General features: G+C 53.3%; 23 protein-coding genes. 4 read left to right on the top strand and 19 right to left on the bottom strand.

From position 1 onward, the window contains the following. Positions 1 to 42: 42 nt before the first annotated feature. Positions 43 to 1317, top strand: coding sequence for a glycoside hydrolase family 1 protein (locus IEV97_RS01345; protein WP_229733735.1), 1275 nt, complete (start codon positions 43 to 45; stop codon positions 1315 to 1317). 94 nt (positions 1318 to 1411) lie between these two features. Here the strand turns inward: IEV97_RS01345 and IEV97_RS01340 are convergent, their stop codons facing one another. The 16 genes from IEV97_RS01340 to IEV97_RS01265 all read right to left on the bottom strand — a co-directional run bounded on the left by IEV97_RS01340 (position 1412) and on the right by IEV97_RS01265 (position 20352). Beyond that, positions 1412 to 2899, bottom strand: a complete 1488-nt coding sequence (locus IEV97_RS01340) for an amino acid permease (RefSeq protein WP_188499708.1) — start codon at positions 2897 to 2899, stop codon at positions 1412 to 1414. A 143-nt stretch (positions 2900 to 3042) separates the two neighbouring features. After that, complete coding sequence (locus IEV97_RS01335; protein WP_188499707.1) at positions 3043 to 3393, bottom strand: hypothetical protein; 351 nt, start codon at positions 3391 to 3393, stop codon at positions 3043 to 3045. 27 nt (positions 3394 to 3420) lie between these two features. Further along, positions 3421 to 5154 (bottom strand): amino acid permease, encoded by a 1734-nt coding sequence (locus tag IEV97_RS01330; RefSeq protein ID WP_188499706.1) that lies wholly within the window; start codon positions 5152 to 5154, stop codon positions 3421 to 3423. Further along, positions 5151 to 6266 (bottom strand): lysylphosphatidylglycerol synthase transmembrane domain-containing protein, encoded by a 1116-nt coding sequence (locus IEV97_RS01325; protein WP_188499705.1) that lies wholly within the window; start codon positions 6264 to 6266, stop codon positions 5151 to 5153. The genes IEV97_RS01330 and IEV97_RS01325 overlap by 4 nt, the downstream gene beginning before the upstream one ends. A 269-nt stretch (positions 6267 to 6535) precedes the next feature. Continuing rightward, positions 6536 to 6895 (bottom strand): hypothetical protein, encoded by a 360-nt coding sequence (locus IEV97_RS01320; RefSeq protein WP_188499704.1) that lies wholly within the window; start codon positions 6893 to 6895, stop codon positions 6536 to 6538. 222 nt (positions 6896 to 7117) lie between these two features. Beyond that, positions 7118 to 8545, bottom strand: a complete 1428-nt coding sequence (locus IEV97_RS01315; protein ID WP_188499703.1) for an APC family permease — start codon at positions 8543 to 8545, stop codon at positions 7118 to 7120. A 267-nt stretch (positions 8546 to 8812) separates the two neighbouring features. Next, the gene (locus IEV97_RS01310) at positions 8813 to 10360 is read right to left on the bottom strand and encodes a glycoside hydrolase family 10-like protein (protein ID WP_188499702.1); all 1548 of its coding nucleotides are present in this window, start codon (positions 10358 to 10360) and stop codon (positions 8813 to 8815) included. A 354-nt stretch (positions 10361 to 10714) separates the two neighbouring features. Continuing rightward, complete coding sequence (mnmE, locus tag IEV97_RS01305; protein ID WP_188499701.1) at positions 10715 to 12094, bottom strand: tRNA uridine-5-carboxymethylaminomethyl(34) synthesis GTPase MnmE; 1380 nt, start codon at positions 12092 to 12094, stop codon at positions 10715 to 10717. A 70-nt stretch (positions 12095 to 12164) separates the two neighbouring features. Continuing rightward, positions 12165 to 12707 (bottom strand): thioredoxin family protein, encoded by a 543-nt coding sequence (locus IEV97_RS01300; RefSeq protein WP_188499700.1) that lies wholly within the window; start codon positions 12705 to 12707, stop codon positions 12165 to 12167. A 76-nt stretch (positions 12708 to 12783) separates the two neighbouring features. After that, positions 12784 to 13662 (bottom strand): metal ABC transporter permease, encoded by an 879-nt coding sequence (locus IEV97_RS01295; RefSeq protein ID WP_188499699.1) that lies wholly within the window; start codon positions 13660 to 13662, stop codon positions 12784 to 12786. A gap of 329 nt (positions 13663 to 13991) precedes the next feature. Then, positions 13992 to 15275: a metal ABC transporter permease gene (locus IEV97_RS01290; protein ID WP_188499698.1), complete on the bottom strand. Its 1284-nt coding sequence runs from the start codon at positions 15273 to 15275 to the stop codon at positions 13992 to 13994. Positions 15276 to 15479: 204 nt separating this feature from the next. Continuing rightward, positions 15480 to 16271 (bottom strand): metal ABC transporter ATP-binding protein, encoded by a 792-nt coding sequence (locus tag IEV97_RS01285; protein ID WP_188499697.1) that lies wholly within the window; start codon positions 16269 to 16271, stop codon positions 15480 to 15482. Between the two features lie 12 nt (positions 16272 to 16283). Further along, positions 16284 to 17216 carry a metal ABC transporter solute-binding protein, Zn/Mn family gene (locus IEV97_RS01280; RefSeq protein ID WP_188499696.1) on the bottom strand — a complete coding sequence of 311 codons (933 nt, stop codon included), beginning with the start codon at positions 17214 to 17216 and terminating at the stop codon, positions 16284 to 16286. A 1-nt stretch (position 17217) separates the two neighbouring features. Beyond that, the gene (locus IEV97_RS01275; RefSeq protein ID WP_188499695.1) at positions 17218 to 17874 is read right to left on the bottom strand and encodes a metal-dependent transcriptional regulator; all 657 of its coding nucleotides are present in this window, start codon (positions 17872 to 17874) and stop codon (positions 17218 to 17220) included. 263 nt (positions 17875 to 18137) lie between these two features. Further along, the gene (locus tag IEV97_RS01270; protein WP_188499694.1) at positions 18138 to 19136 is read right to left on the bottom strand and encodes a 3-oxoacyl-ACP synthase III family protein; all 999 of its coding nucleotides are present in this window, start codon (positions 19134 to 19136) and stop codon (positions 18138 to 18140) included. 76 nt (positions 19137 to 19212) lie between these two features. Next, entirely contained in the window at positions 19213 to 20352 is a 1140-nt protein-coding gene (locus tag IEV97_RS01265; protein WP_188499693.1) for a glycosyltransferase, read from the bottom strand. Positions 20353 to 20403: 51 nt separating this feature from the next. On the opposite strand from IEV97_RS01265, the gene IEV97_RS01260 reads away from it, so the two are divergent. Next, positions 20404 to 21216, top strand: a complete 813-nt coding sequence (locus IEV97_RS01260) for a 2,3,4,5-tetrahydropyridine-2,6-dicarboxylate N-succinyltransferase (RefSeq protein WP_188499692.1) — start codon at positions 20404 to 20406, stop codon at positions 21214 to 21216. A 91-nt stretch (positions 21217 to 21307) separates the two neighbouring features. Here IEV97_RS01260 and IEV97_RS01255 read toward each other — a convergent pair whose 3' ends face one another. Together IEV97_RS01255 and IEV97_RS01250 are read right to left on the bottom strand one after the other, a co-directional pair. After that, entirely contained in the window at positions 21308 to 21697 is a 390-nt protein-coding gene (locus tag IEV97_RS01255) for a VOC family protein (protein ID WP_188499691.1), read from the bottom strand. Between the two features lie 2 nt (positions 21698 to 21699). Then, positions 21700 to 22605 (bottom strand): 3-hydroxybutyryl-CoA dehydrogenase, encoded by a 906-nt coding sequence (locus IEV97_RS01250; protein WP_188499690.1) that lies wholly within the window; start codon positions 22603 to 22605, stop codon positions 21700 to 21702. A 435-nt stretch (positions 22606 to 23040) separates the two neighbouring features. On the opposite strand from IEV97_RS01250, the gene IEV97_RS01245 reads away from it, so the two are divergent. Together IEV97_RS01245 and IEV97_RS01240 are read left to right on the top strand one after the other, a co-directional pair. Beyond that, positions 23041 to 23193: a lmo0937 family membrane protein gene (locus IEV97_RS01245; protein WP_108212983.1), complete on the top strand. Its 153-nt coding sequence runs from the start codon at positions 23041 to 23043 to the stop codon at positions 23191 to 23193. A 66-nt stretch (positions 23194 to 23259) separates the two neighbouring features. Next, positions 23260 to 23409, top strand: coding sequence for a lmo0937 family membrane protein (locus IEV97_RS01240; RefSeq protein ID WP_007660460.1), 150 nt, complete (start codon positions 23260 to 23262; stop codon positions 23407 to 23409). Positions 23410 to 23484: 75 nt separating this feature from the next. Here IEV97_RS01240 and IEV97_RS01235 read toward each other — a convergent pair whose 3' ends face one another. Continuing rightward, positions 23485 to 24165, bottom strand: a complete 681-nt coding sequence (locus IEV97_RS01235; protein WP_188499689.1) for a hypothetical protein — start codon at positions 24163 to 24165, stop codon at positions 23485 to 23487. Positions 24166 to 24191 lie beyond the last annotated feature (26 nt).

The raw sequence follows: 24191 nt of genomic DNA, 5'->3' as shown, positions 1-24191 counted from the left end.
TGCTGCCAGTCAGGTAGCAGGCAATTCCTACCCCACAGGCTTATGGCTGATAACGCAACGAACACATCCCTACTTGAAAGTCCTTTTCAGTCCTTCTGGATGGCTGGGTTTGAGTGCACTGATAAACTCAATGCCTTTGGTAACAGGGTGGATTTCCTCACCCTGACAGGCCATCTCACGTTGCTGAAGCAGGACTATGAGAATTTGGCGCCCTTCCATATCAGGACAGTGCGTGAAGGTATGCGGTGGAGCCAGGTGGAGAAAGCGCCCTACCTGTACGACTGGACCACCGTCGGCACTATGCTCAAGCAGGGCAAGGCATTGGGCATACAGCAGGTATGGGACCTCTGCCATTTTGGGTACCCGGATGATCTGACACCATTGCATCCCATGTTTGCCAGGCGTTTTGCCGCCATATGCCGTGCCTTTGTGCAGTTTTACCGTTCCCATTTCCCGGATGGTCCGCTGGTGGTCACACCGATCAACGAGGTGAGTTTTATCTCCTGGCTGGGAGGAGATGTGCGGGGCACTTCTCCATACTGCACCAGGCAGGGCTGGGAGGTAAAGTATGCTTTGATGAGGGCGTACATAGAAGGTATAGCAGCCATGCGCGAGATCGATCCGAACGTGCAAATACTGACCACAGAGCCGCTGGTGAATATAGTAGCTCCTCTTGGAAGCACGCCCGAGGTGCAGGCCGAGGCACAACTGGCCCAGGAGCATCAGTTTCAGGCGGTGGACATACTCTGCGGTCGTATTTGCCCAGAACTGGGCGGCAGGCCTGAATTCCTGGATATCCTGGGGCTCAACTACTACTACAGCAACCAATGGGAGATTGGCACAAACGCACAACTGAGTTGGGTGAATGAACACGAGGACGAGCGGTGGCAGCCTTTGCGGGATCTGCTGCAGATGGCTTATAGCCGTTACCAGAAGCCCATTGCGCTGACAGAAACAAGTCACCCAGGTATAGACCGTCCGCACTGGATCCGTTTTGTCGCAGAAGAATGTGCGGCCGTTTTGCAGGCAGGCATACCATTGTGGGGAATCTGTCTCTACCCCATCATCGACCGACCCGACTGGGACCATCTTTCACCCTGGCACCGGGCCGGACTCTGGGACGCGGAAGAGGAGCCCGGCGAACTGCCGGAGCGTGTGCTGTATCAGCCCTACGCCAACGCCCTGCTGGATGCCCAGCAACTAATTGAGGATGCCTTCTCGATCGGCGGAGAAAAACCGAATTCGCAACGCAACAGCAACATGTGGAAAAACAACAGGCTCTTAAGAAAATTGCGGCAGGCAGTTAAGTGGATTTAGCAAGAGGCCGGTATTGCCCGAGGCACTTAAGACAGAAAACCCGCTGCTTCGGCAGCGGGTTTTCTGTCTTACAACACATGCGTTACTATACCTGTTAGCTTACCACTTCTTCGGGGATTTCGGGAGTAGGCTGCTGCAGTTTGCTGTGTCTGCGGCCATATAGGAAGTAGATCGCCACGCCGATTGCCATCCATATGATCAGGCGCATCCAGGTGTCCCATCCCAGGTTCACCATCATGTAGCCGCAGATCAGGATACCCAGGATGGGCACCAGCGGAACGAAAGGCGTCTTGAACGGGCGCTTGATATCCGGATTAGTGCGACGCAGGATGATGATGCCGGCGCACACAATTACAAAAGCCAGCAGTGTACCGATACTTACTAGTTCGCCCAGCAGACCGATAGGGAAGATGCCCGCCACAACGGCAGCTACCAGACCTGTAATGATAGTGGGTACGTAAGGCGTATTAAATCTGGGGTGCACTTTGCCGAAGAAGGCAGGCAGGAGACCGTCGCGGCTCATGGCGAAGAAGATGCGGGGCTGTCCCATCAGCATCACCAGCACCACTGAAGCAAGACCGGCCACAGCTCCCACGCCGGTGAAGAAGTACAACCATTTGAGGCCGGGTCCGGCCGCTTCCAGGGCTACCAGCACAGGGTCCGGCACGTTGAGCATTTCGTAAGGCACCAAACCAGTCATGACCAGTGCCATGAGTACATAAAGCAGGGTGCAAACTCCCAGGGAGGTGAGCATGCCGATGGGCATGTCCCGTTGCGGGTTCTTGGCTTCCTGCGCGGCTGTGCTCACGGCGTCAAACCCGATGTAGGAAAAGAACACGATGGCGGCACCCGCCACAATACCCTGCCAGCCGTAGCGACCGCTGCCGTCAGACAGAATCTCTCTGGCAGGTATAAACGGCTCCCAGTTTTCAGCGTTCACGTACTGGAAACCGAAGCCTATCACCAGCAGCACGATGGCCACTTTCACAATCACGATGATGTTGTTGAACTTAGCCGACTCCTGTATACCTACCACGAGCAGTGTAGTCATGACAAGAATCAGCACAACGGCAGGAAGGTTGATGAAGGCGCCCGTGGCCTCAAAGGTGCCCCCGTTGTAGGAGAGCGGGGCAGAGGCGATGGTTGCCGGGATGTGGATGCCCAGGGATTTGAGGAGGCTCACAAAGTTGCCGCTCCAGCCCACTGCCACGGTGGCCGCCCCGAAGAGGTACTCCAGAATAAGGTCCCAGCCGATGATCCAGGCAATGAATTCGCCCAGCGTGGCATAGCCGTAGGTATAGGCACTGCCGGCGATCGGGATCATAGAGGCAAACTCGGCGTAGCACAGGCCGGCGAAGAGACAGCCAAGGCCCGCTATCAGGAAAGATATGACGATGGCTGGCCCGGCGGCATTGGCAGCGGCGGTGCCTGTCAGTACAAAGATTCCGGCTCCTATGATGGCGCCGATACCAAGCATGGTGAGGTTGGAGGCGGTGAGCGTGCGCTTCAGGCCATGCTCCCCACTCTCAGATTCCTTTATAAGCTTATCGACGGATTTCGTCGCAAATAAATTCTTAGACATTTTGTGTTCAGGTATAGTGATTCTATTAGCGTTAAATGCTGCTCAAAAAGCAGGCATACACCCTTTGTTCCGGCCTACAGAACAGGACGGACCTCGGGTTTTCACCAGAGTAAACTCAGGTGCAGTAACAAATAGAAGCGATGCTAGGGGGCGTTGGGAAGAATCCTGAACTGCTCAGTAAGGGAGGTGACACCAAATACAGGAAAGACCGGTTTAGGGCAGTAGCGCATGCACCACTGTAGTCGCAGGCCGTAGTATTTGTAAAAGAGTTGTAAAGGTGCTTCAGCCGGCGAGATGCTGCTGAAGGCATTGGGCTCGGCCCATGCTACCGAGCCCTTGGATTCCGCAGCTGTTAGTTGCCCTGCTGTTGTGTCCGCGTAGCCATCTTCAGGTATAATGGCAAAATGGCCGGGTCTTAAGAAACCGGAAAAACACAGCAGCGCCACCCACAACAGCAGGCCTGCAAATAGCGCTATGTTTTTCCGGTTTCTCAAGGTATAGCCTGGTTAAGCTGCTGTAGCTTACTGTGGTTGGTGGAGCTTGCTGTTGCGGTAACCGTACGCAAAGTAGACCACCAGGCCCAGCGCCAGCCATGACAGAAAGCGCGTCCAGTTTGTCAGGCCCAGTTCCGTCATCAGGTATAGGTTGGTGAGCAGGCCCAACACGGGTATAAGCGATAGCTTCCGGATGCAGGTAAGGACGGTGAGCATGCCGGCGATACCGATAAAGCCCAGCAGCGGCAGTTTGTGCTGAAAGCTTTCCCAGCCGCCACTCAGGCTGAAGAAGGCGCTCACCTCAGCGGCACGGAAGCGGTACAACAGCACCACAGTCGTCAGTACCAGCAGCGGCAGCACATAGCGGCCATTGATGTAGGGTACCCGGAACCCCTTGTGCGCTGCAGTGGCGGCTTTCTGCTTTTCCTCCAGCAACAGGATGCCGCCGCACACCAGCACAAAGGCGAACAGCGTACCGATGCTGGTCAGGTCCGTCACCTCGGTCAGGTTCATGAAAAGGGCCGGTATGGCCACCACAAAACCGGTGACGATGGTGGCGAAGGCGGGCGTTTTGTGTTTCGGGTGAATGCGGGAGAAGGCGCTGGGCAAAAGACCGTCGCGGCTCATGGCCATCCAGATGCGCGGCTGCCCGTACTGGAACACCAGAAGCACGCTGGCCATGGCGACAACGGCACTCACGGCCACAATGCCGGCCATGGCATCCAGGTTCACCCTGGAAAACACATAGGCCAGCGGGTCACCTACAGCCAGTTCGCCGAAAGGCACCATACCTGTCAGCACCAGTGCCAGCACCACATACAGTACCGTGCAGATCACCAGCGTGAAGATCATGGCGCGTGGCAGGTCGCGCTGCGGGTTTTCACACTCCTCAGCGGTAGTGGAGATGGCATCGAAACCGATGTAGGCGAAGAAAACTGCTGAGACGCCTTTCATGATGCCCGCCAGCCCGTTCGGGGCGAAGGGAGTCCAGTTGTCGGTGTTCACATAGAAGGCGCCCACCGTGATGACGAGTAGTATAACGATCAGTTTGAGCAGCACCAGCAAATTGGCGGTCCGCTTGGACTCCTTGATGCCGATGTACACCAGGTACGTAATCAGCGCCGTGATACCCAACGCAGGTATGTCCGCCACCAGTTTGAAGCCCGCCAGGGAAGGTGCGTTTTGCCAGGCCAGAAAAGCTTCCTGCAGATGGGTGGGGAAGGAGGATAAGGCCCGCCCCTGTGCGAGCAGCGTCTGCGCCTCATGGAAGCCGCGCGATGCGCTTAGGAAATCCATGGTCAGGTACTCCGGCATGCCCAGGCCGACTCCACGGAGCACTGCCGTAAAATAGTCGGACCAGGAGATGGCCACGGCAATGTTGCCAATGGCATACTCCATGAGCAGGTCCCAGCCGATGATCCAGGCCACAAACTCCCCGAAAGAAGCATAGGCATAGGTATAGGCGCTACCGGACACAGGTATGGTAGAGGCGAACTGGGCGTAGCACAGGGCCGAAAAACCGCAGGCGATGGCCGTGAAGATAAAGAGCAGCGAAACCCCTGGACCACCAGCCGCGCTGGCATTGCCGATGGTGCTGAAAATACCCGCCCCAATGATGGCAGCGATGCCGAAGGCAACCAGATCCCTGAACTGGAGGTTGCGCACGAGGTTGGTGCCCTGTATGTTGCCGTCCTCCCTGTAGTCCTCTATAACGGCCGTGGCATTTTTGCGGCGGGTGAGGTTCTTCGCGAAATTTCTCATTTAACAGGTATAGTGTCGGTGTTGGAAGAGGCGGTTGAAGTCTGCTGTTTCGATTCAGGCACGGTGCTGCTTTTGTCGTTGCCGTAGACAACAGCAACCCAGCGGGGAAATACAATCACACCCACTACCAGGTATAAGTAGTAAGTCAGCAGTCGGTACAACAGCACGATGATAGTAGTGAATCCGCCCAGGAAGGCGCCGAAGAAGGCCGGGAAGGCAATTTCAGCAAAGCCTGCGCCGCCTGGCGTAACGGACACCAGCAGTACTACTTTATAGATGAGGTTGCGGGCAAACACCAGAAAATGGTCTGCCGCATCCAGGTGTGTGAACGCCGCTATCAGGCAGCCGATTATGGCATACCGGGCTGTCCAGACGAAGAGAGTGGAGATGCTCCCATGCAGCCAGTAGGCCGTATTCTTGGTGCGCAGGTGCCTGGAGGCAATCAGCAACTCATTGGCATGGCGCAGCAGCGTAGGCCGCCACTTGCGCAATAGCCGGAAACTCCCTATCCGCAGCAAAAGGCGCTTGACGGCTTTCGGGTTCATGAACAGGGCGTAGAACATGGTGAAGGCATACATGGCGATCAGCAGGTATGAGACACCAAAGGCAATGCCCAGGCTCTGCCGGAGCGTCTCGTTCATGTTGTCGAAGGAGGGGATCAACTGCCCATCCGCAAACAGCAACACCAGCGGCACTGCCAGCACGAAGTACAGGTTGTCGAGCATGGCTGTTACCATCACCTGAGCAATGGACTTCCCCAGCGGAATCTTCTCCTTGAACAGGATGTAGGCGGCTACGGTAGAGCCACCCACCACCGAGGGAAGGGCGCACGAGGCAAACTCCCAGAGCATGATCACCCGGAAGCTCTGCTTCCAGCTCAGTGCCTTGTCCGTGATGTAGCGGATGCGGTACATGTAGCCCAGGTCCCTGATGAGCAGCACCAGCAGGGTGACCCCGAGCCAGAGCGGACTGGCCTGCAGGAGCGTTTGAAGCTGCCCCGGCTCGTAGTTCTTATACAGCATGTAGCCCACTACCCCCAGGCCCAGCAACATAGGGAGGATAAGCCTGCGGGCAGAGAACTTCGCCTGTAGTTTTTCTTTTGTCAGTGTCATGATTGTGATGGTATCTACTCAGCACGCTACTCGTCTTAGTTTGTGCCCATGGCGGAATGAGTACCTCATAGTCTAAGGTATAGCCTGCTCTCTTTGCTTGCTGCAATGCCAGGCGCGGGCCCAGGATTGAAAAAAAAACAGCGAGGCCGATTAGTACTTCCGAAGCCAGAATAGCTTAAAACAGAAGCAGGTTTATTGGAAAACCAACTTTAAAAGCAGGCATTTAGTGATTATGATCCAGCCTATAACGCTGGGAAAGAGGCTGGTAATTAAGGGCCCTTGGTGAGGATGGTATAAAGGCCGCAATCGTCTTTGGAGACAGGGGAGGCGTGCGGTGAGGGTGCGGCGCCCTTGTCGATTGGATAAAGTCTGTGGAGCAGCGAGCTTACCAAAGGAGCCAACAGGGCTCTTTCGAGCTGGGGCACACCCAGCGCTTCGCCTGAAATGAAATGGCCACCTAAGAGAACGAGCGGGGCTTTTTCTGCAACGTCCAAACTCTGCTGAAGCACCGCATCGGGATGGGATGCCGCCTGCGCGGTGACGGGCTGCACAAATGCCAGCACACTGCATAGCAAAATCGCCAGCAGGACGTTCAGCTTTCGAAACAACTGGGCACCCGTAGTTTTCATCCCAACAAAGGAATAGTGTTGTACCGACTAATGCAACACCAACGGCACATATATTTTACCTGAAAGTCAAGCTTCAACCGGCATTTTCGTCTACTCGCCTTCTCCTGTACCCTTTTTTACCTATTCCTGAAACCATGAGCAGAGAAGCCAGACCAGTTATCAGAATACAGGGGTCAGGGCGTTCCAGCCCCTGTTATGAGCACAGGTTATATCCTGACCGTCTCAATGCAGCACCTTTTTCTCCGATGACGCCTGGGTCTCCTTCTGGTGGTTTCTGCGGAACCACCAGTACATGGGAATGCCAGTCAATATCAGCGCCATACCGATGGCTGCCTCCCGCGGACGGACAACGATCGTATTCACGAAAAGGGCGGCACAGAAAAGGACCATAATGGCGGGCACTACCGGGTAACCCCATACCTTATAGGGCCTGAGGGCGTTGGGCATCTTTTTTCGCAGGATGAACACACCCAATGTGGTGGAGCCATAGAAAATGAAGACGGCGAAAATGATCATGTCCGTCAGCTGGTCGAAGGTGCCGGAGAGCACCAGAAGACAAGCCCAGACACTCTGGAAGCGGAGCGAATTGGCCGGTGCCTGCGCCTGGTTGAGTTCCGCCGCCTTCCGGAAGAAAAGTCCTTCGCGCGCCATAGCGAAGTACGTGCGGCTGCTGGCCAGCACAGTGGCGTTGGTGCAGCCAAAGGTCGTGATCAGAATCAGGATGGAGATGAATACGGTGCCCCCATATCCCCAGAAACTCTTGACAACCTCCACAGCCGCAATCTTGTTTCCGGCCGCATGGATCTGCTCCAGCACAGGTATAGGCAAAATGGACAAATAGGTCATGTTCACGAGCAGGTAAATGCCTATTACTGTGAGCACCCCGATCGTAATGCCTCTTGGAATATTCTGTTTGGCGTTTTTGACCTCCCCGCCCAAGAATCCGATGGCCGCCCAGCCCTGATAGGCCCAGAACGCGGAGAGCATGGCTGTGAAGACAGCGCTGAACGTGACGGGAGAGCTGGAAACGGACGAAAGCGAGAAGCTTTCCCCAATGGTTGATTGATCGCTTGAAAGCCCAAAAAGTACGATGATACCGATTCCAGTGAAAACGAGCAGCAGGATGGCGGTGCTCAGCCAGGCCCCCGTCCGCACGCCCTTCATGTTCACCCAAGTCAGGAGGACGATCAGCACGATGGCAACAAGCTTGATGTTGAAGTCGGCAAAGGGGTAGAAAATCCCACTTATAGTAAAGTCGGATAGCCCCTCAAGCAAAGGAGGTAGTGGCACAATACTATGGAGAGACTGCGCAAACACATAGGCCAAAGAAGAGATCGCCGCCGTCTGGATGACTGTGAACAGTGACCACCCGTAGATGAAGGCGAAGAAACGGTTGTAAATCTTCTTGTAATAGGTATACTCCCCACCTGTATCGGCCAGCAGTCCGGCCACCTCCGCGTTACAGAGCGCGCCGAACAGCGAGATAACGCCTGCCAACAGCCAGCAGATCAGAACCCACTCAGCCGAGTGCAGCTCGGCGGCCATCGGGGCCACCTTCTTGTACACGCCGGACCCGATGATGTTTCCTATCACGACGACGATGACCAGGCGCAGGCCCAGTGAGCGGTCCAGTTCTCTTTGTTTCCCCATGTATTATATCTTGTGCTGGTCTCTTGACAATTAGGCAATTCTAACCCCAATGTAGGATGGAAAAATAATATTTCATACAATTTTATCCATAGCAAAAAAAGAAAGGAAATGAAGAGGGGTGAGAACTGACCTGAGCGGCATCAGTTTTGTGGCCTGGGTATGACGCCACTTTACCGGCTTCTTGGACTCCAGGTTTCACTTGGCTCAAAACACAGCAGGGCCAGCCGCTACATGCGACTAGCCCTGCTGTTATGGGGAAAGCCTTACTTATTGTTGGGTCAAACCGATCTCCTGGAAGGCACTCTCATTTCCGACCCGGTCCACGGCGGTCACAGCAATCTGGCTGAGCGCAGCGGGTGTGGTGGCAGCGCCGCCGGTGGTGAGCTCAAGGTCAAGAGAGCGGTCGTTGCGGTTCAGGATCTTATAGTCCCAGCGGCCGTTGTACTGGTAGTACACGATCCAGCGGAAAACGTCTTTCTCGTCCGGGTGCGTCCAGCTGACTTTCAGGCTATCGCCCTGGGTCGTGGTGGTCACGGACGGAGCGGCCGGGGCAGTGCTATCCAACCACGGGCTGGCCGGTACCAAAGCCTCTTTCTTGTACGGCCCGCTGAGCAGCGACCTGGCCATGTTGGGGTTCTTGGTGAGCGAAGAAATGCTCCAGTGCACTACGCCCTGGCTCTCTGGCAGCATCCCGCGCGAGATCATGATCTGGCTCATGGTTTCCCGCACGTTAAGGGCGGAGCTGTCGCGTCCCACGTTGATGCCGGGCCATAGGTGCCGCTTCTGGGTGTTCTCCCCGGCCCACCAGCCCAACAGCACCGGGAAGCTCTGAGGAATCCGGTTGATGGGCCAGTAGAGCTGTGGCGTGAAATAATCCACCCAGCCTTTGTTCAGCCACAGACGGGCATCGGCGTACAGCTTGTCGTACTGGTCCATGCCCTCAATGGAGGCCGGATAGCCGGGGCGCCACACGCCAAAGGGGCTTAAGCCGAATTTTACGTGCGGTTTCTCGGCTTTGATCTCGCTGTAGAGTCGCTCGATGAACTGGTTCACGCTCTGGCGTCGCCAGTCGCCGCGGGAAAGCGTGCCACCCGATTTCAGGTAAGCAGCCCAGCTCTCGTCGTCCGGAAAATCCTTCTCGTTGTTGTAAGAAGAGTATGGGTAGAAATAGTCGTCAAAGTGCACGCCATCCAGGTCATAGCGCTTCACCAGGTCCATCACCACGGCGGTGGAGTGGTCCTGGGTGCCTTGCTTGGCCGGGTCCATCCACCAGTAGCCCTGCTCCAGCTTAACCACCAGCTCGGGCTTGGTTTTCACGATGGATTGCTCGCTGATCTCGCCGCCGGCCACGTGGTGCGCCCGGTAGGGGTTCAGCCACACGTGCAGCTCCAGGCCACGGTCGTGGGCGGCCTCAATCCAGAACTCCAGCGGATCATAGTACGGATCGGGGGCTTTGCCTTGCTGGCCGGTCAGGTAATAAGACCAGGGCTCGAGCTTGCTGTTGTAGAGGGCATCAGTCTGTGGCCGCACCTGGAAAATAACAGCGTTGAATTTGTGTGCCTGCAGGAAGTCGAGCAGTTCAATGGCTTCGCGCTGCTGCTCCTGGGTGCTGAGGCCCGGCTTGCTGGGCCAATTGATGTTGGCCACGGTGGCCACCCAGGCCGCCCGGAACTCGGTGTCTGCTTTGGCAGACGGCTTGGAAGTTTCTACGGTTTTGGCTGTTTCCTGCTGCGTGGCTGCGGGCTGGGAAGAAGAACAGGCCTGTATGAGCCAGAAAGCGCACAGTCCGGCTACGTAGCGTAAGAGTTTCATCATCAGAAGTCGATTTAGGTTAGAAGTGTCTGGAGATAAAACTAGCAGAAACTTTTAACTCCCCCAAACCTGAGTCACCACTGCGAAGCGCATCTTTGCGGTAACCCAATTAGAATCCATAGCTGAATACCTGCCCAGTTAAGGGTGTGTGCTACTAAGAACAGCAACTAAACGAAGCACTACTTCAGGTATAACCAAGAAAATTTGCTGGTTCCGTCCAGACCCTTTCGAACTTTGGATATTGCTGCCTTATGAATGATGGACAGATGACATATAGCAGCGCTGGCAAAAAAAAGCCCGTAAATCAGCTGTTTACGGGGCTTTATTATAAGGTTATTGCAGGTCTATTTATAGGTATTACTTTCCGATGCAGAACTTCGTAAATATATTATCCAGCAAGTCATCATTCGTGATTTCCCCAGTGATCATACCCAGGCTGTACAGCGCCCGGCGGATGTCTGCTGCCACCAGATCGCCGCTCATACCTAAACCTATGCCATTGAGCACATCGTCCAGTGCTTCGTAAGTTTTGTTCAGGCTGTCGACGTGGCGCAGGTTGGTCACGATGGTCTGCTGCTGGGTATTGAGCTTACCCAGATTCACTTTGTCTACCAGCGCCTGTTTCAGGTCCTCCATGTGAGCACCCTCCGCAGCGGATATCTCCACCAAACCCTCTATACCTGCAAAAGCCGCCAGTTGCTCAGGCGTGGCCTGGTCAATCTTATTGGCGACAGGAAGGAATGGCAGTTTTTTCGGGTTAAGCTCTTTCAGCTCGGACTGCAGTTCCTCCGGGGTCGTGCTGGTGATGTCGAAGAGGTAGATGATGAGCGAAGACTGGCTCAGCTTCTGTAGGGTGCGCTCCACGCCAATGGCCTCTACCTTGTCCGTGGTTTCACGCAGACCCGCCGTGTCGATAAAGCGGAACGTGACACCTCCGATGTTGATCTCATCTTCGATGAAGTCGCGGGTCGTGCCCGGCACATCCGACACGATGGCTTTCTCTTCGTTGAGCAGTTTGTTGAGCAGGGTGGACTTGCCGGCATTGGGCTTGCCCACGATCACGGTCGGTACGCCGTTTTTGATCACGTTGCCCAACTCAAATGACTTGAGTAGCTCGCGAATGATCTGTTGTATATCCAGGATCAGGGAGCGCAACTGGTCGCGGTCGGCAAACTCCACATCTTCTTCGCCAAAGTCCAGCTCCAGTTCGATCATAGAGGCAAAATGCACCAGTTCGGCCCGCAACCGTTTGATTTCCTGTGAAAAACCACCCCGCATCTGCTTCATGGCTACTTCATGAGAAAGGGCAGAATCGGAAGCGATCAGGTCGGCCACTGCCTCGGCCTGTGCCAGATCGAACTGCCCGTACAGGAAAGCGCGCTTCGTAAACTCCCCGGCATTGGCCAAGCGGGCACCTTTTTTCAGGAGCAACTGCATGATCTGCTGCACGATAAAATCGGAACCGTGGCAGGAGATCTCCACCACATTCTCTTTGGTGTAGGAGTGAGGCGCTACAAACAGGGAAACCAGCACTTCGTCGATGATCTTATCCCCATCGCGAAGGGTGCCGAAATGGATGGTATGGCTTGTCTGCTTTGTCAGGTCTTTGCCTTTAAAAACAGAATTGGTGATGGTAATGGCCTCAGGGCCAGAAAGGCGAATAACCGCAATGGCGCCTGTACCGGGTGCCGTAGCAACCGCTGCAATGGTATCGGTATGTAAAAACTGATGAATCAAGGTATAGCAAGTGTTTTAAAACCCAAAAATACGGATTAATCAGGCATTCTGCACCAAACATTCACCATACCTACTTTTTGGTATACTCTTCCCAGGTTTTAGACTTATGGTGATTGTCCCCGAAGTAGGTCAGAATCTGGCGGAAGGTAGGGGCATCGAGGTAGCCGGGAACGGGGGTGAGCATGTTGAATTTTTCGTCCAGGTATACGGTGGTCGGATAGCTCATCTGCCCTTGTAGTAGGGCAACCGCCAGTTCGTGCGCCCGGTACTCCTCTTTATAGGTATAGGTATGGCCGTTAAGCGTGATCGGGTTTTTACCCTCGGCGTCCAGCTTCACGGCGTAGTAGTTTTTGTTGATGTAGGCCACTACAGCGGGGTCGGTAAAAGTAGATTTATCCATCTTCTTGCACCAACCGCACCAGTCGGTATACACATCGATCACGACTTTGCGCGGTTGCTTTTTGATTTTCTCAGCAGCCTCCTCTATGCTTATCCAATTGATCTTAGCGCCTTTCTGGCTTGCAGTTTCAACGTGTTCCACTTCACGCCAAGTATAGCCTGAGGCTAACAGCATGAGGGTGAGCAAGGGCAGTAGGAATGTTTTTTTTAGCATAGCAGTGGGTTATCTCTGGATCTGAAAGCTTAAAGGTATACTTTCAATTCACTTACTAAAATATGTATTATTCAGGCTAGTGGCCGACCACCTGCACACGTTTTTGTCTGCGCAGTTTGCCATGTGTAGGCGAGAAAAGGAAAGCCAGCAGAAACTCTATACCTGTCACGGTGGCGATGGCTCCGGCGATCGATCCATCCATCCACACCGCCAGGTAATAGCCGGCAAAAGAGGCGAGGATGCCCAGCCCTACTGCTATACCCAGCATGGTCTTGAAATCGTCGGTTAGCAGGTATGCGGTGGCAGGAGGAGCAACCAGAAAAGCCACTACGAGAATGGACCCGACAGACTCAAAGGAAGCCACTGTTGTGAGCGATACCGCACCCATTAGCAGGTAATACCAGAGCGTAGTGGAGATGCCGATGGCCGCCGCGAAAGCCGGATCGAAGGTGGTCAGGAAAAGCTCTTTATAGCCCAGCACAACGAAAGCCCCTATCAGCAGCGTGACCACCGACAGCATCCAGACCGTGCGGGGCCCCAAGCTTAGCCCACCCTCGGTAATGATCAGGTCGAGCGGCACATACGCAATCTCGCCATACAGCACACAGTCCTGGTCCAGGTCCACCTGACCGGCAAACACGGAAATGAGGATGATGCCGATGGCAAAAAGCCAGGTGAAAGTGACCCCAATGGCTGCATCCGCCTGCACCCGCGCAAAGCGGTGAAAGAACTCGATCAGAAAAGTGGTGAGCACCCCCAGCAGCCCGGCCCCGATCAGCATCGGAATGGTGTCACGCGAACCGGTTAACATAAAGGCGATCACGATACCCGGCAGCACCGCATGCGAAATGGCATCGCCTACCATGGCCATACGACGCAGTATCAGGAAACAACCTAGCAGACTGCAGCACGTCGCCACCAAACTTCCCGTCAATATGATCCAGAATGCGTTCATGCTTTTTGATTGAGTGATTGAGTGATTGAGTGAATGAGTGTTTGAGCGATTAAATTATGATTTTAAATTTTTCAGGATTGATTCTATGAACAATCGTTTCTAAAAATCTTGTAAATCCTTTAATCCTGTAAATCCTGATTCAGACAAATAAGTTATGCACGATTCGGACAGGTCGCGACCTGTTCCTACAAGTGGTCATGTTTTATACCTATTTAAAAGCTATCTGCAATTTCAACACGCTGTTACAGTATAACGTTGCTACATCTTGCTTACGAACGGCCTATTTCTACCCCACGCTCAATCAATCATTAACTCCATCACTAAACCCCTTACGGTATCCTGGCGCTGTGCGGGTCGAGGTCGGGGTAGTTGAGCTCTTCGATCAGGCGCTGCTCCAGTTCCGGGGTGATGATGTGCTCGATGGTTTCGGCGTCTTCGTGCACGTGGTCGGAAGCCAGGTTCAGGTACTGTGTCAGGTATAGCTCCCATAAACGGTGCAGGCGCACGACCCGACGGCCGCGATTCTCGCCTTCCGGGGTCAGCAGCCAGCGGCTGTCCTCTTTCCGGAGGTAGCCTTGTCGCTTTAGCTTTTGCAGTCCGCCCAGAGCTTCTTTTTTAGGGATGTTGCGCCGCTCCAGCAATTCTTCCAGGCTGCGGGCATTGCCATAGTCCTGCCGGAGTTCGCCTAGCTGATAGAGCAGTTTGAGCAGGTTTTCCTCCAGAATGCGGGTCTTGTTGCGTCGCTGTCGCAGGATGCGGGCCACCCAGCCGCGACCGGGCGCCAGGGCAAAGGACAAAATCGCGATCATCGATACGATCAACACGATCCAGGGACCCGTGGGCATGGAAGGGGCGGTGTAGGAAACATAGGCGCCCGCTATACCTGAGAAAGCGCCAATCAGGGCGGCGAGCACCAACATCACCTTCAGATTTTCGGTCCAGAAGCGAGCTGCCGCAGCCGGCGTGATGAGCATGGCAGCCATCAGCACAACGCCCACCGCCTGTATACCCACCACCACGGCAAAGACCGTGAGGGTGGTTAGCAGCAGCTCCAGGCTGCGTACCGGAAATCCGATGGTCCGGGCATAGGCCTGATCGAAACAAAGCAGGGTGAGTTCTTTGTAAAACAGCACCACGGCAACCAGAAGCAACACGGCTACCACGCCAAAAGCGATCAGATCTCCCCCGATCAGCGATGCCGCACTGCCGAACAAGAACTTGTCAAGCCCGCTCTGGGCAGCATTGCCGGTCTGCTGAATAGAGGTGAGCAATAAAATGCCGATGCCGAAAAACACGGAAAGAACCAACCCGATGGCCGTGTCCTCTTTGATGCGGGAGCGGGAAGTAATATAATCGATCACTACCAACGAAATCCAGCCCGTTACGAAAGCACCTATTAACAGAATAAACGGGTTTTTGGTACCTGATAGGATAAAGGCCAGACAGACACCCGGCAGCACAGCATGCGCCACCGCATCACCGACCAGTGCACGCTTTCGTAGCAGCGTGAAGCAACCCACCACCGCCGAACTGGCAGCCAGCAGCACCGAGCCCAGCGTCACGTACCGTATGTTGGCATCCGTAAACGAGAAAAACTCCAGGAAGTCCTGCATTTTTTAAATGGTTAAATTGTTAATTGTTTTTATAGAGCGATATGATTTTATTTAAGTAGATACTAAAAAGGTAAATGTATAGCTGCAACTAATAAACTTATACCTACCAATTAGTAGCCGCAGCAATTCCCCTCCCCGGAGGGGCAGGGGTGGGTTAATCGTGCACCAAACAATTTAACCATCAACAATTTATCAATTAACAATTCAATTCTTCTCCCTGGCCGGGAATTCCTGTTTGCGGAGGAGGTCGCCTACTTTGGAGAGCACGGTGAGCTTGCCACCGTATGTCTGTTCGAGTAACTCCTGGTTCAGGACCTGCTCAGTAGGGCCGGAGGCTACCAGGCGCATGTTGAGGAGCACAACCCAGTCAAAGTACTCGGAGGCGGACTGCAGGTCGTGGTGTACCACGATCACGGTCTTGCCTTGGTCGCGCATTAGGCGAAGCAGCTGAATAATGGCCGTTTCCGTGGCTATGTCGACGCCGGCAAAGGGCTCGTCCATGAAGTAGACATCGGCATTCTGGGCCAGTGCCCGCGCCAGAAACACGCGCTGCTGCTGTCCGCCGGAAAGTTGCGAGATCTGCCGGTTGGCAAAGCTTTGCATTCCTACCTTTTCGAGCGCCTCCATGGCGGCGTCTTTGTCGGCTTTGCGCGGCCGCTTGAACAAACCCAGCTGGCCATACCTGCCCATAAGTACCACATCGAACACCGAGGCAGGGAAATCCCAATCCACCGATTCGCGTTGGGGCACGTAACTAATGCGGCTGTATACCTGCTTCAGCGGTTGGTCGAAGATGCGCACGTATCCGCTGCTTACCGGCAGTAGGTTCATCATCGCCTTGATCAGGGTAGATTTGCCCGCCCCGTTTGGCCCGATCACCCCCACGAGCGCACCGGCCGGCAGGGTGAGGTCTATGCCCCACAGCACCGGTTTGCGGTCATAGCTCACCGTCAGGTCGTGTACTTCTACTACTGGATTATCTACTTGAAGAATCATATGCTAGCCTTCTTATTTTAAAGAAGTTACAATTGTGTTTGTATTGTGCCTCACCATACCGGTATAGGTGCCTTCCGGCGTTCCATCTTCGCCCATGGCATCAGAGAAAAGTGTGCCGCCAATCAATACCTTGTGGCCCCGTTCGCTGCAGCCTTGCACCACCGCCTCAATGGCTTTAGGGGATACCGAAGACTCTACAAAAACTGCTTTGATCTTGTTGGCCACAATGTACTTGACCAGCGAGGAAACGTCCTGCAGTCCGAATTCGGATAGGGTAGAGATGCCCTGCAGACCCCGCACTTCTATACCATAGGCGTTGCCGTAGTAGCCGAAGGCATCGTGCGCGGTGATCAGGATGCGCTGCCGCTCAGGTATGGAAGCGATGGCGGCTTTGGTTTCGTTGTGCAAGGCTGAGAGCTGACGCAAGTAGGCAGCTGTTTGTTCCTGGTACAGGGCCGTATGCTGCGGGTCTTTTTTCTGGAGTTCGCTGCTCAGGTGCACCACTACCTGCACCCACAGCGACACATCAAACCAAACGTGCGGGTCGTGGCTGTCAGCGAAAGCGGCAGAATTCAGCAGGTTCTCATCCGGTATACCTGCTGTGGCGGCGATGACGGTTTTGTAGCGGCTCAGCTTTTCCAGCACTTCCCCCATCTTTCCCTCCAGGTGCAGGCCATTGTAGATGATCACATCCGCCTCCGTCAGCTTGTTCAGGTCGCCCTGCGTGGCTTTGTACAGGTGCGGGTCTACGCCGCTGCCCATGATGGCGTCGACATCGGCCGCATTGCCCACAATGTTCACGACGGCATCTTTCAGCATACCGGTCGTGGTCACGATGCGCATCCGCTTTCCGGCCGGCATTTCGCCCCGAGAGTCTACCTGCGTGCAGGCTGTGCCTAGCAGCATAGCCAGCAACAAGCTCAGGAAATAGGCAGTGGCTTTCATACTAGGCGGACAGGAAAATATTACGGGCCACTTCACCGGATACCACCAGGTTTTTCTTGTTTTCCAGATTAATCTCCAGGGAGTTGTCGTATGGGATCTTATCTATAACTTTAATCTTAGCGCCGAGGAATATCCCCATCTTGTCAAGGTACTGCAGAAAGAGAGGCTGGGAGTCATTAACGCCGACCACCGTGCCGGAACTGTTCACTTCCAGTTCTGCCAGCAGGCGTTGCTGCTTGGTATTCATCTCGCCGTCTTCTGTCGGAATCGGGTCGCCGTGGGGGTCAAACTTCGGATAGCCCAGAAACTCGTCGAGGCGCCGGATAAGCAGATCGGAGTTGATATGCTCCAGTTCTTCGGCCATGTCATGCACCTCATCCCAGTTAAACTTCAGCTTCTCCACCAGGAAAACCTCCCACAACCTGTGTTTGCGGATGATCTGCAAGGCCACCCGCTCACCTCTTTCCGTCAATGTCACGCCCCGATACTTTATATAGTCAGCTATACCTTTAGCGCTCAGCTTGCGCAGCATATCCGTCACAGAGGCTGCCTTGGTATCCAGTGCCTCAGCTATCGCGTTAGTGTTCACCTCACGGGTGCCCCCATCCGAAAGCTTGTAAATGGCCTTGATATAGTTTTCTTCAGTAAAGCTGTGCACGCGGTTAAAAAATTGAGTGAGTGAGTGATTGAGTGAGTTAGTGAATTGTTAAATGGTTGATGGTTAAATTGTTTTTATCGAACGATGCGATTTTAAGAAAGCAGAAAGTATAAAAGGTAGATATATAGCCTGTAGGGACAGGTCGCGACCTGTCCAATCGTGCACCGAAAATCCCCTCTTGGCAGGGGCAGGGGTGGGTTAATCGTGCACCAAACAATTTAACCATCAACCATTTATCAATTCTAAAATCACCCCATAAAAATTTACCATCTGATCAGCGCGGAGGCCCAGGTGAAGCCGGAGCCGAAGGCAGCCATACAAACCAGGTCACCTTCCTTGATGCGCCCTTCCTGCACCGCTTCGCTCAGCGCGATCGGTACAGAGGCGGCCGTCGTGTTGCCATACTTGTGGATGTTGCTCATGACTTTCTCGGCAGGAAGGCCCATCTTCTGCTGGATGTAAGAGGTGATGCGCAGATTAGCTTGATGCGGTATAAGCATGTCTACATCAGATGCCTTATACCCATTTTTGTTAAGTGCTTCTTCAATCACTTCCGGGAAACGTGTCACGGCATGCTTGAACACCTGGTTGCCGTTCATATAAGGGTAAATGGTGCCCTCATCAATCATTTCGTGCGTCAGGCGTTCCTTTTTGGTGCTGCCCGGGTCGATCACAGCCAGTTCTTCGGCAAACTCGCCATCGGCATGCAGGTGTGTTGAAAGTATACCTTGGCCCTCTTTTTCAGAAGGAGTGAGCACCACAGCGCCAGCGCCGTCCCCAAAAATCACGGACACGTTACGACCACGGGTGGAGAAGTCCAAGCCATTAGAATGGATCTCCGAGCCCACTACCAGGATGTTGTTGTACATACCGGTTTTGATGAACTGATCCGCCACCGAAAGCGCATATACAAAGCCGGAGCACTGGTTGCGCACATCAAGCGCTGGTATCTCTTTTAGCCCCATTTCGCGCTGCATCAGCACACCGGAACCAGGAAATACATAGTCCGGGCTGAGGGTGGCAAACACGATCATATCTACATCCTCCGGCTTCAGACCAGCCATTTCCAGTGCTTTCATGGAGGCTTTAGCACCCATATTGGAAGTCGTGTCCACGCCTTCCTGGAAGTAGCGACGCTCCTGTATACCCGTTCGCTCACGGATCCATTCGTCAGAAGTCTCCATGATTTTCTCCAGGTCAAAATTGGTCACCACCTTTTCAGGCACGTAATGGCCTACGCCAGCTATCTTTGAGTTTCGCATAATTTTAGGTTTAGCTTTACAAATATACTGATTCTATTCAATTTTAGATTCGTCTAAAAATAAATTTTCATTATTCCTATACCTTAGGCAATAGAGGCGTGATCACCTGCAACAGTTTTTCTTCTTCGCTTTCCCAGTAAATGGTGGTGGGTATACCTTGTTTGTAGAAGTTCCTGGCACTCAGTTCCTGGGTAAGCTCTTCTACATTTATTCGGCTAAAATCAACAGCTCGTCCGGCATCATTTCCCTCTACTATACCTTGCCACAAAGGGTTTTGCTGGATCAGGAGAGGCAGCCCATGCGCCATGTACTCGTATAGTTTCGTAGGGATGCAGCGGAACGTGCTGGCATTGGGTCGGTAAGGCAACAAGCCGATGTGGCTCTTCGGTATCTGCTCCAGTATCTCCTGGTGAGGCACTAGCTTATCGCCACCGATCATCTCCACAAAAGGGAGTGCCTGGCAAGCCTGTTGAAGTTTCGCTAAGGTGTGGCTGTTGGCGCAGTAGCCGATGATAGTCAGCTTCACTTCAGGCCGGACAATCTGTAACTGCCTTGCCAGCTCAATCGCTTCCCACACGCCGTACTCTTCGGCAATGGTGCCGCTGTAAAGCAAACGTAACTGCCCTGTCTTTGGTAGACTAACCGGCGTTGCGAGTGGTGGTAGTTTCAGACTGGCTTTGTACTTGTTCTCGATAAAGGTATAGCGGTTGTCCAAAAAGGGAAGCTCATCGGCATAACTGTGCTCGGCCAGCAGAAAATGGTCGATGCTGGTAGCGCACATTCTTTCGATGGTGCGAATGCTCAGCGCCAGCAGGTGCTTAAGCGGCCAGCTGTAGTTGTGCTGTGACCGCAGGTTCAGGCTGTAGTTTTCCTGTATGTCGTATACAATTCTGACGCCCTTATACCTGGCTTTATATAGGAGCGTAGGTAGTAGCAGTTCGTGTGTGCTCACGATCACCAACTGAGGCCTGATGTGTTGCAGCAGGCGGTAGTAATCGCGCTGGGCGGTTAAACGGCCCATGCTGAGCCTCTTAAACTGGAAAATAGGGTGGAAGTGTATGTTAGCCGGCGCCCCTGCAGGTATAGGCGTTTCGTAGCCGGCCAGATGGATGCTCGCACCCTTAATTTTGCTAAGCGACAGACCCAGCTTTTCGTAGAGCCGGGTGTCGTTTATGGGCTTGAGCAGCGAGGCCAGCAGGATTCTCTTTTCAGACATCGCCTAAATTTAATACTTTTACGCTTTGATTCTCTAAAAACGAAAAATAGCATGGCATTACAGCAGATAATAGAGCAGGCCTGGGAAAACCGTGACTTGCTGAAAGAACATCATACGATTGAAGCGGTGCGTGCCGTGATCGAGGAGCTGGACAAAGGCCGTCTGCGTGTGGCGGAGCCTGTTGGTGATGACTGGAAGGTAAACGAGTGGGTAAAGAAGGCGGTGCTGATGTACTTCCCGATTCAGGCCATGAAAACCATCGAGGTGGGGCCGTTTGAGTTCCATGATAAGATCGCTCTCAAGTCGAACTACGCGCAGCTGGGAGTGCGGGTCGTGCCGCATGCCGTGGCCCGTTATGGTGCCTACCTGGCGAAGGGTGTGATCATGATGCCTTCTTATGTGAACATCGGCGCCTATGTGGACGAAGGAACCATGGTGGATACCTGGGCGACTGTAGGCAGCTGTGCGCAGGTGGGCAAGCACGTGCACCTGAGCGGCGGTGTTGGTCTGGGTGGCGTGCTGGAGCCAGTGCAGGCAGCCCCCACGATTATCGAAGACGGTGCCTTTATCGGATCACGCAGCATTCTGGTGGAAGGTTGCCGCATTGGCAAAGAGGCCGTAATCGGTGCTGGCGTGACGATCACGGGCAGTTCCAGGATTATCGACGTGACAGGAAGCGAGCCGAAGGAGTACAGGGGCTATGTGCCGCCGCGTGCCGTGGTTATACCTGGTTCCTATACCAAGAAATTCCCGGCAGGCGAGTTCCAGGTGCCATGTGCCCTGATCATTGGGCAGCGCAAGGAAAGCACCGACCTCAAAACTTCACTCAACGACGCACTGCGCGAAAACGCCGTAGCTGTTTAAACTCTTTTATACTTTCCTTTATTTAACTGAAAATCCCCCTGCTGGTATGGCAGGGGGATTTATGTTTTAAGGTATAGCTGAAAGGTATAGCCTAGCCTCTTGAATGCAAAGCGATGCGGTTGCCCTCGGTGTCCAGTATCAAAGCCATAAAGCCAATATCCTCCGCAATCAGGGTCTTGTCCTGTAGTAGTTTCCCGCCCGCCTTTTCTACCCGGGCCAATTCGTTGGCCAGGTCGCCGGAAGGGGAGGAGAAGTAGACCACGGCTCCGTCGGCAGAAGGCTTGTACTTCTCTTCGTGCTTTACTAGCGAGCCTGAAGCGCCTGTACCTTCCTCGGACCAGGGGAACCAGGCCATTTCCTCGTCGCCAATGGTTTGGTAATGCAGGGTATAGCCAAACACGTTTTCATAAAAACGAATGGCTCGCGGCATATCGGTTACTGGTATCTCGAACCAGCCTACTACATTAAAGGTCTGTGCCATTCTTACTGCGCAAAGTGTTTTTTCTTGAATCGGTCTGCCACGATGAGTTCTTTCGAACCTTGCGTCCAGGAGTAGAAGCCTTGTCCTGACTTAACACCCTTATGGCCGGCCTGCACCATGTTCACCAGCAGCGGGCATGGGGCGTATTTCGGATTGCCAAAGCCGTCGTGCAGCACGTTCAGGATGGAAAGGCACACGTCAAGGCCAATGAAGTCGGCGAGTTGCAGCGGACCCATCGGGTGCGCCATTCCCAGCTTCATGATCGTGTCGATCTCTTCCACACCGGCCACGCCTTCATATAAAGAGTAGATGGCCTCGTTGATCATCGGCATCAGAATACGATTGGCCACAAAGCCCGGGTAGTCGTTGCACTCTGTTGGCACCTTGCCCAGCTGCAGCGACATGTCCATCACCTGGCTGGTCACTTCGTCAGAAGTAGAGTAGCCCCGGATGATCTCAACCAGTTTCATCACGGGTACCGGGTTCATGAAGTGCATGCCGATCACTTTGTCAGGGCGATTGGTTACCGAAGCGATTTTGGTGATGGAGATAGAGGAGGTGTTGCTAGCCAGTATCGCTTCCGGCTTGGCAAAAGCATCCAGTTCTCTGAATATCTTCAGCTTCAGGTCTACGTTCTCCGTGGCCGCCTCCACGATCAGGTCCGCTTCCTGCACGCCCTGTTTCATGTCGGTATAGGTGGCGATGCGGTCCAGGGTCTGGCCTTTCTGCTCTTCCGTCAGGTTGCCTTTGGCAATGATGCGATCGAGGTTTTTGGTAATTGTGGCGAGTGCCTTGTTGAGCGCCACTTCTGAAATGTCAACCAATGAAACAGGGAAACCATTTTGGGCAAACACGTGGGCTATACCGTTGCCCATAGTGCCCGAACCAATGACTGCTATTTTCTTCATAGATGTATGTGCGTGTAGTTAAAAATACATTACAAAGCTAACAGAATTCAGACAAACAACGGTTTTAAAAACATTTATCTTGGAAGACTTCTATTTAATGTGGTGGCTAAACCCTGTACTACACCTGTCGGGTACCGGGTATAGTTAATATTCTATACAAAATTATGGCGGTCAATTCTCTTTTTGAAAGAAGTTGCATTTAAGCTGTGTATCAAAAGGATAAGGGCTTATTTTTTATCCTGCATTATAGCTATATTTTAAATTCCTGGTTCAAAGTATACAAAATAATGCGATTATATACATCCTTTAAAGTATAGGGCTCGTAAAAAGCTTAAAACAAAAAAATGCAAAGCGGGTCAGTTGATCCGTTTTGAAAGCCAGACAGACGGTTTTGCTTTCAACGCGTTGAAAAGGAGAAATTAAAACAAAAAAACTATGGGAAATTTACTGTATATCATAGCCGTCGTGCTAGTGATCTTTTGGCTGATCGGGTTCCTTGGGTTTCCCGATGCCGTAGGTGGAATTATCCACGTACTTTTAGTGCTGGCTGTTATCGCAGTTTTGCTGCGATTAATACGAAGTGCTTAACCTATATAGCGTAACTACGTTAGATAGGATAACAGACTATATTTTGGAAATTAAAATATTAAAACTATGGGAAATTTATTGTATATCATAGCCGTTGTGCTAGTAATCTTTTGGCTGATCGGATTCCTGGGATTCCCTGATGCCGTTGGTGGATTGATTCACATCTTATTGGTGATCGCCGTGATCGTGGTACTGCTACGACTCATACGGGGCTAATACGAATACCTCAAAAACAGAAAAGGCTGCAAAGAGATTTGCAGCCTTTTTTACGTTTATACCTTTGCGCTCCGTCTACTTCCTGAATGGAAAGCTAAAGCCTGCCCGGATAACCGGGTTAGAGTAGGGCGAGGCATAAGAGTCATTGAAGTTGTAGAGCAGCAGTATATCGGCTGCCCCACGTTCGCCAATCCGCTGCCTGTACCCGAGCCCGGCAATGGGTATACCTATAAAGCGCCTGCTAAACTCATATACGCCGGTGTTATAGTTCATTAAAGGGAGCTCCACGCTCAGTTGCTCAAACTCACCATGGATCAGGAAGTTTTCAAAAATCTGCTGTTGTGCGAACACACGGCCACCATAATTGTGCATGCGCTCTCCTCTGAAGCTTTGGTAGTGGTATACCCCGCCTATACCTAGCCAAAACGTTTCGGTAGCCCGGTAACCAACCACTGGCAACAAGGATATGTTAGTAAAGGTGCCGAACTGCAGGCCGAAGCTGCCGCCCCAGAACATGCGGTCGATCAGTGCCTTTGGTGGCTCTTCGCCGGGACGCACAACCTGCGAGCGGATCACTTCCGGCTGCGGCTGTGGTGGCGTGACACGGGGCTGCTGTTGTGGTTCCACTGTAGGTCTTGTGGGCAGTTCGCGTTTGCGGCGCACCGTGTCGGGCTCGGTTTGGGCCATGGCCGCTGTGCTGCCAAGCAGGCAGCACAGGGTCAGTACCAGGATGTTGTAGCTGAAGCGTAGCGGCATAGCTTGATCGGTTACAGGTTGTCGCT

Source organism: Pontibacter amylolyticus, from assembly GCF_014638845.1.
Classification (GTDB): Bacteria; Bacteroidota; Bacteroidia; order Cytophagales; family Hymenobacteraceae; genus Pontibacter; species Pontibacter amylolyticus.
This window is presented reverse-complemented; position numbering and strand designations above follow the sequence as displayed.

What these genes read in the sequence shown, in the direction of transcription:
- IEV97_RS01345 (WP_229733735.1), top strand. Translation starts at nt 43, where the DNA reads ATGGCTGATAACGCAACGAACACATCCCTACTTGAAAGTCCTTTTCAG.
- IEV97_RS01340 (WP_188499708.1), bottom strand. Translation starts at nt 2,899, where the DNA reads ATGTCTAAGAATTTATTTGCGACGAAATCCGTCGATAAGCTTATAAAG.
- IEV97_RS01330 (WP_188499706.1), bottom strand. Translation starts at nt 5,154, where the DNA reads ATGAGAAATTTCGCGAAGAACCTCACCCGCCGCAAAAATGCCACGGCC.
- IEV97_RS01325 (WP_188499705.1), bottom strand. Translation starts at nt 6,266, where the DNA reads ATGACACTGACAAAAGAAAAACTACAGGCGAAGTTCTCTGCCCGCAGG.
- IEV97_RS01320 (WP_188499704.1), bottom strand. Translation starts at nt 6,895, where the DNA reads ATGAAAACTACGGGTGCCCAGTTGTTTCGAAAGCTGAACGTCCTGCTG.
- IEV97_RS01315 (WP_188499703.1), bottom strand. Translation starts at nt 8,545, where the DNA reads ATGGGGAAACAAAGAGAACTGGACCGCTCACTGGGCCTGCGCCTGGTC.
- IEV97_RS01310 (WP_188499702.1), bottom strand. Translation starts at nt 10,360, where the DNA reads ATGATGAAACTCTTACGCTACGTAGCCGGACTGTGCGCTTTCTGGCTC.
- IEV97_RS01300 (WP_188499700.1), bottom strand. Translation starts at nt 12,707, where the DNA reads ATGCTAAAAAAAACATTCCTACTGCCCTTGCTCACCCTCATGCTGTTA.
- IEV97_RS01295 (WP_188499699.1), bottom strand. Translation starts at nt 13,662, where the DNA reads ATGAACGCATTCTGGATCATATTGACGGGAAGTTTGGTGGCGACGTGC.
- IEV97_RS01290 (WP_188499698.1), bottom strand. Translation starts at nt 15,275, where the DNA reads ATGCAGGACTTCCTGGAGTTTTTCTCGTTTACGGATGCCAACATACGG.
- IEV97_RS01285 (WP_188499697.1), bottom strand. Translation starts at nt 16,271, where the DNA reads ATGATTCTTCAAGTAGATAATCCAGTAGTAGAAGTACACGACCTGACG.
- IEV97_RS01280 (WP_188499696.1), bottom strand. Translation starts at nt 17,216, where the DNA reads ATGAAAGCCACTGCCTATTTCCTGAGCTTGTTGCTGGCTATGCTGCTA.
- IEV97_RS01270 (WP_188499694.1), bottom strand. Translation starts at nt 19,136, where the DNA reads ATGCGAAACTCAAAGATAGCTGGCGTAGGCCATTACGTGCCTGAAAAG.
- IEV97_RS01265 (WP_188499693.1), bottom strand. Translation starts at nt 20,352, where the DNA reads ATGTCTGAAAAGAGAATCCTGCTGGCCTCGCTGCTCAAGCCCATAAAC.
- IEV97_RS01260 (WP_188499692.1), top strand. Translation starts at nt 20,404, where the DNA reads ATGGCATTACAGCAGATAATAGAGCAGGCCTGGGAAAACCGTGACTTG.
- IEV97_RS01255 (WP_188499691.1), bottom strand. Translation starts at nt 21,697, where the DNA reads ATGGCACAGACCTTTAATGTAGTAGGCTGGTTCGAGATACCAGTAACC.
- IEV97_RS01250 (WP_188499690.1), bottom strand. Translation starts at nt 22,605, where the DNA reads ATGAAGAAAATAGCAGTCATTGGTTCGGGCACTATGGGCAACGGTATA.
- IEV97_RS01245 (WP_108212983.1), top strand. Translation starts at nt 23,041, where the DNA reads ATGGGAAATTTACTGTATATCATAGCCGTCGTGCTAGTGATCTTTTGG.
- IEV97_RS01240 (WP_007660460.1), top strand. Translation starts at nt 23,260, where the DNA reads ATGGGAAATTTATTGTATATCATAGCCGTTGTGCTAGTAATCTTTTGG.
- IEV97_RS01235 (WP_188499689.1), bottom strand. Translation starts at nt 24,165, where the DNA reads ATGCCGCTACGCTTCAGCTACAACATCCTGGTACTGACCCTGTGCTGC.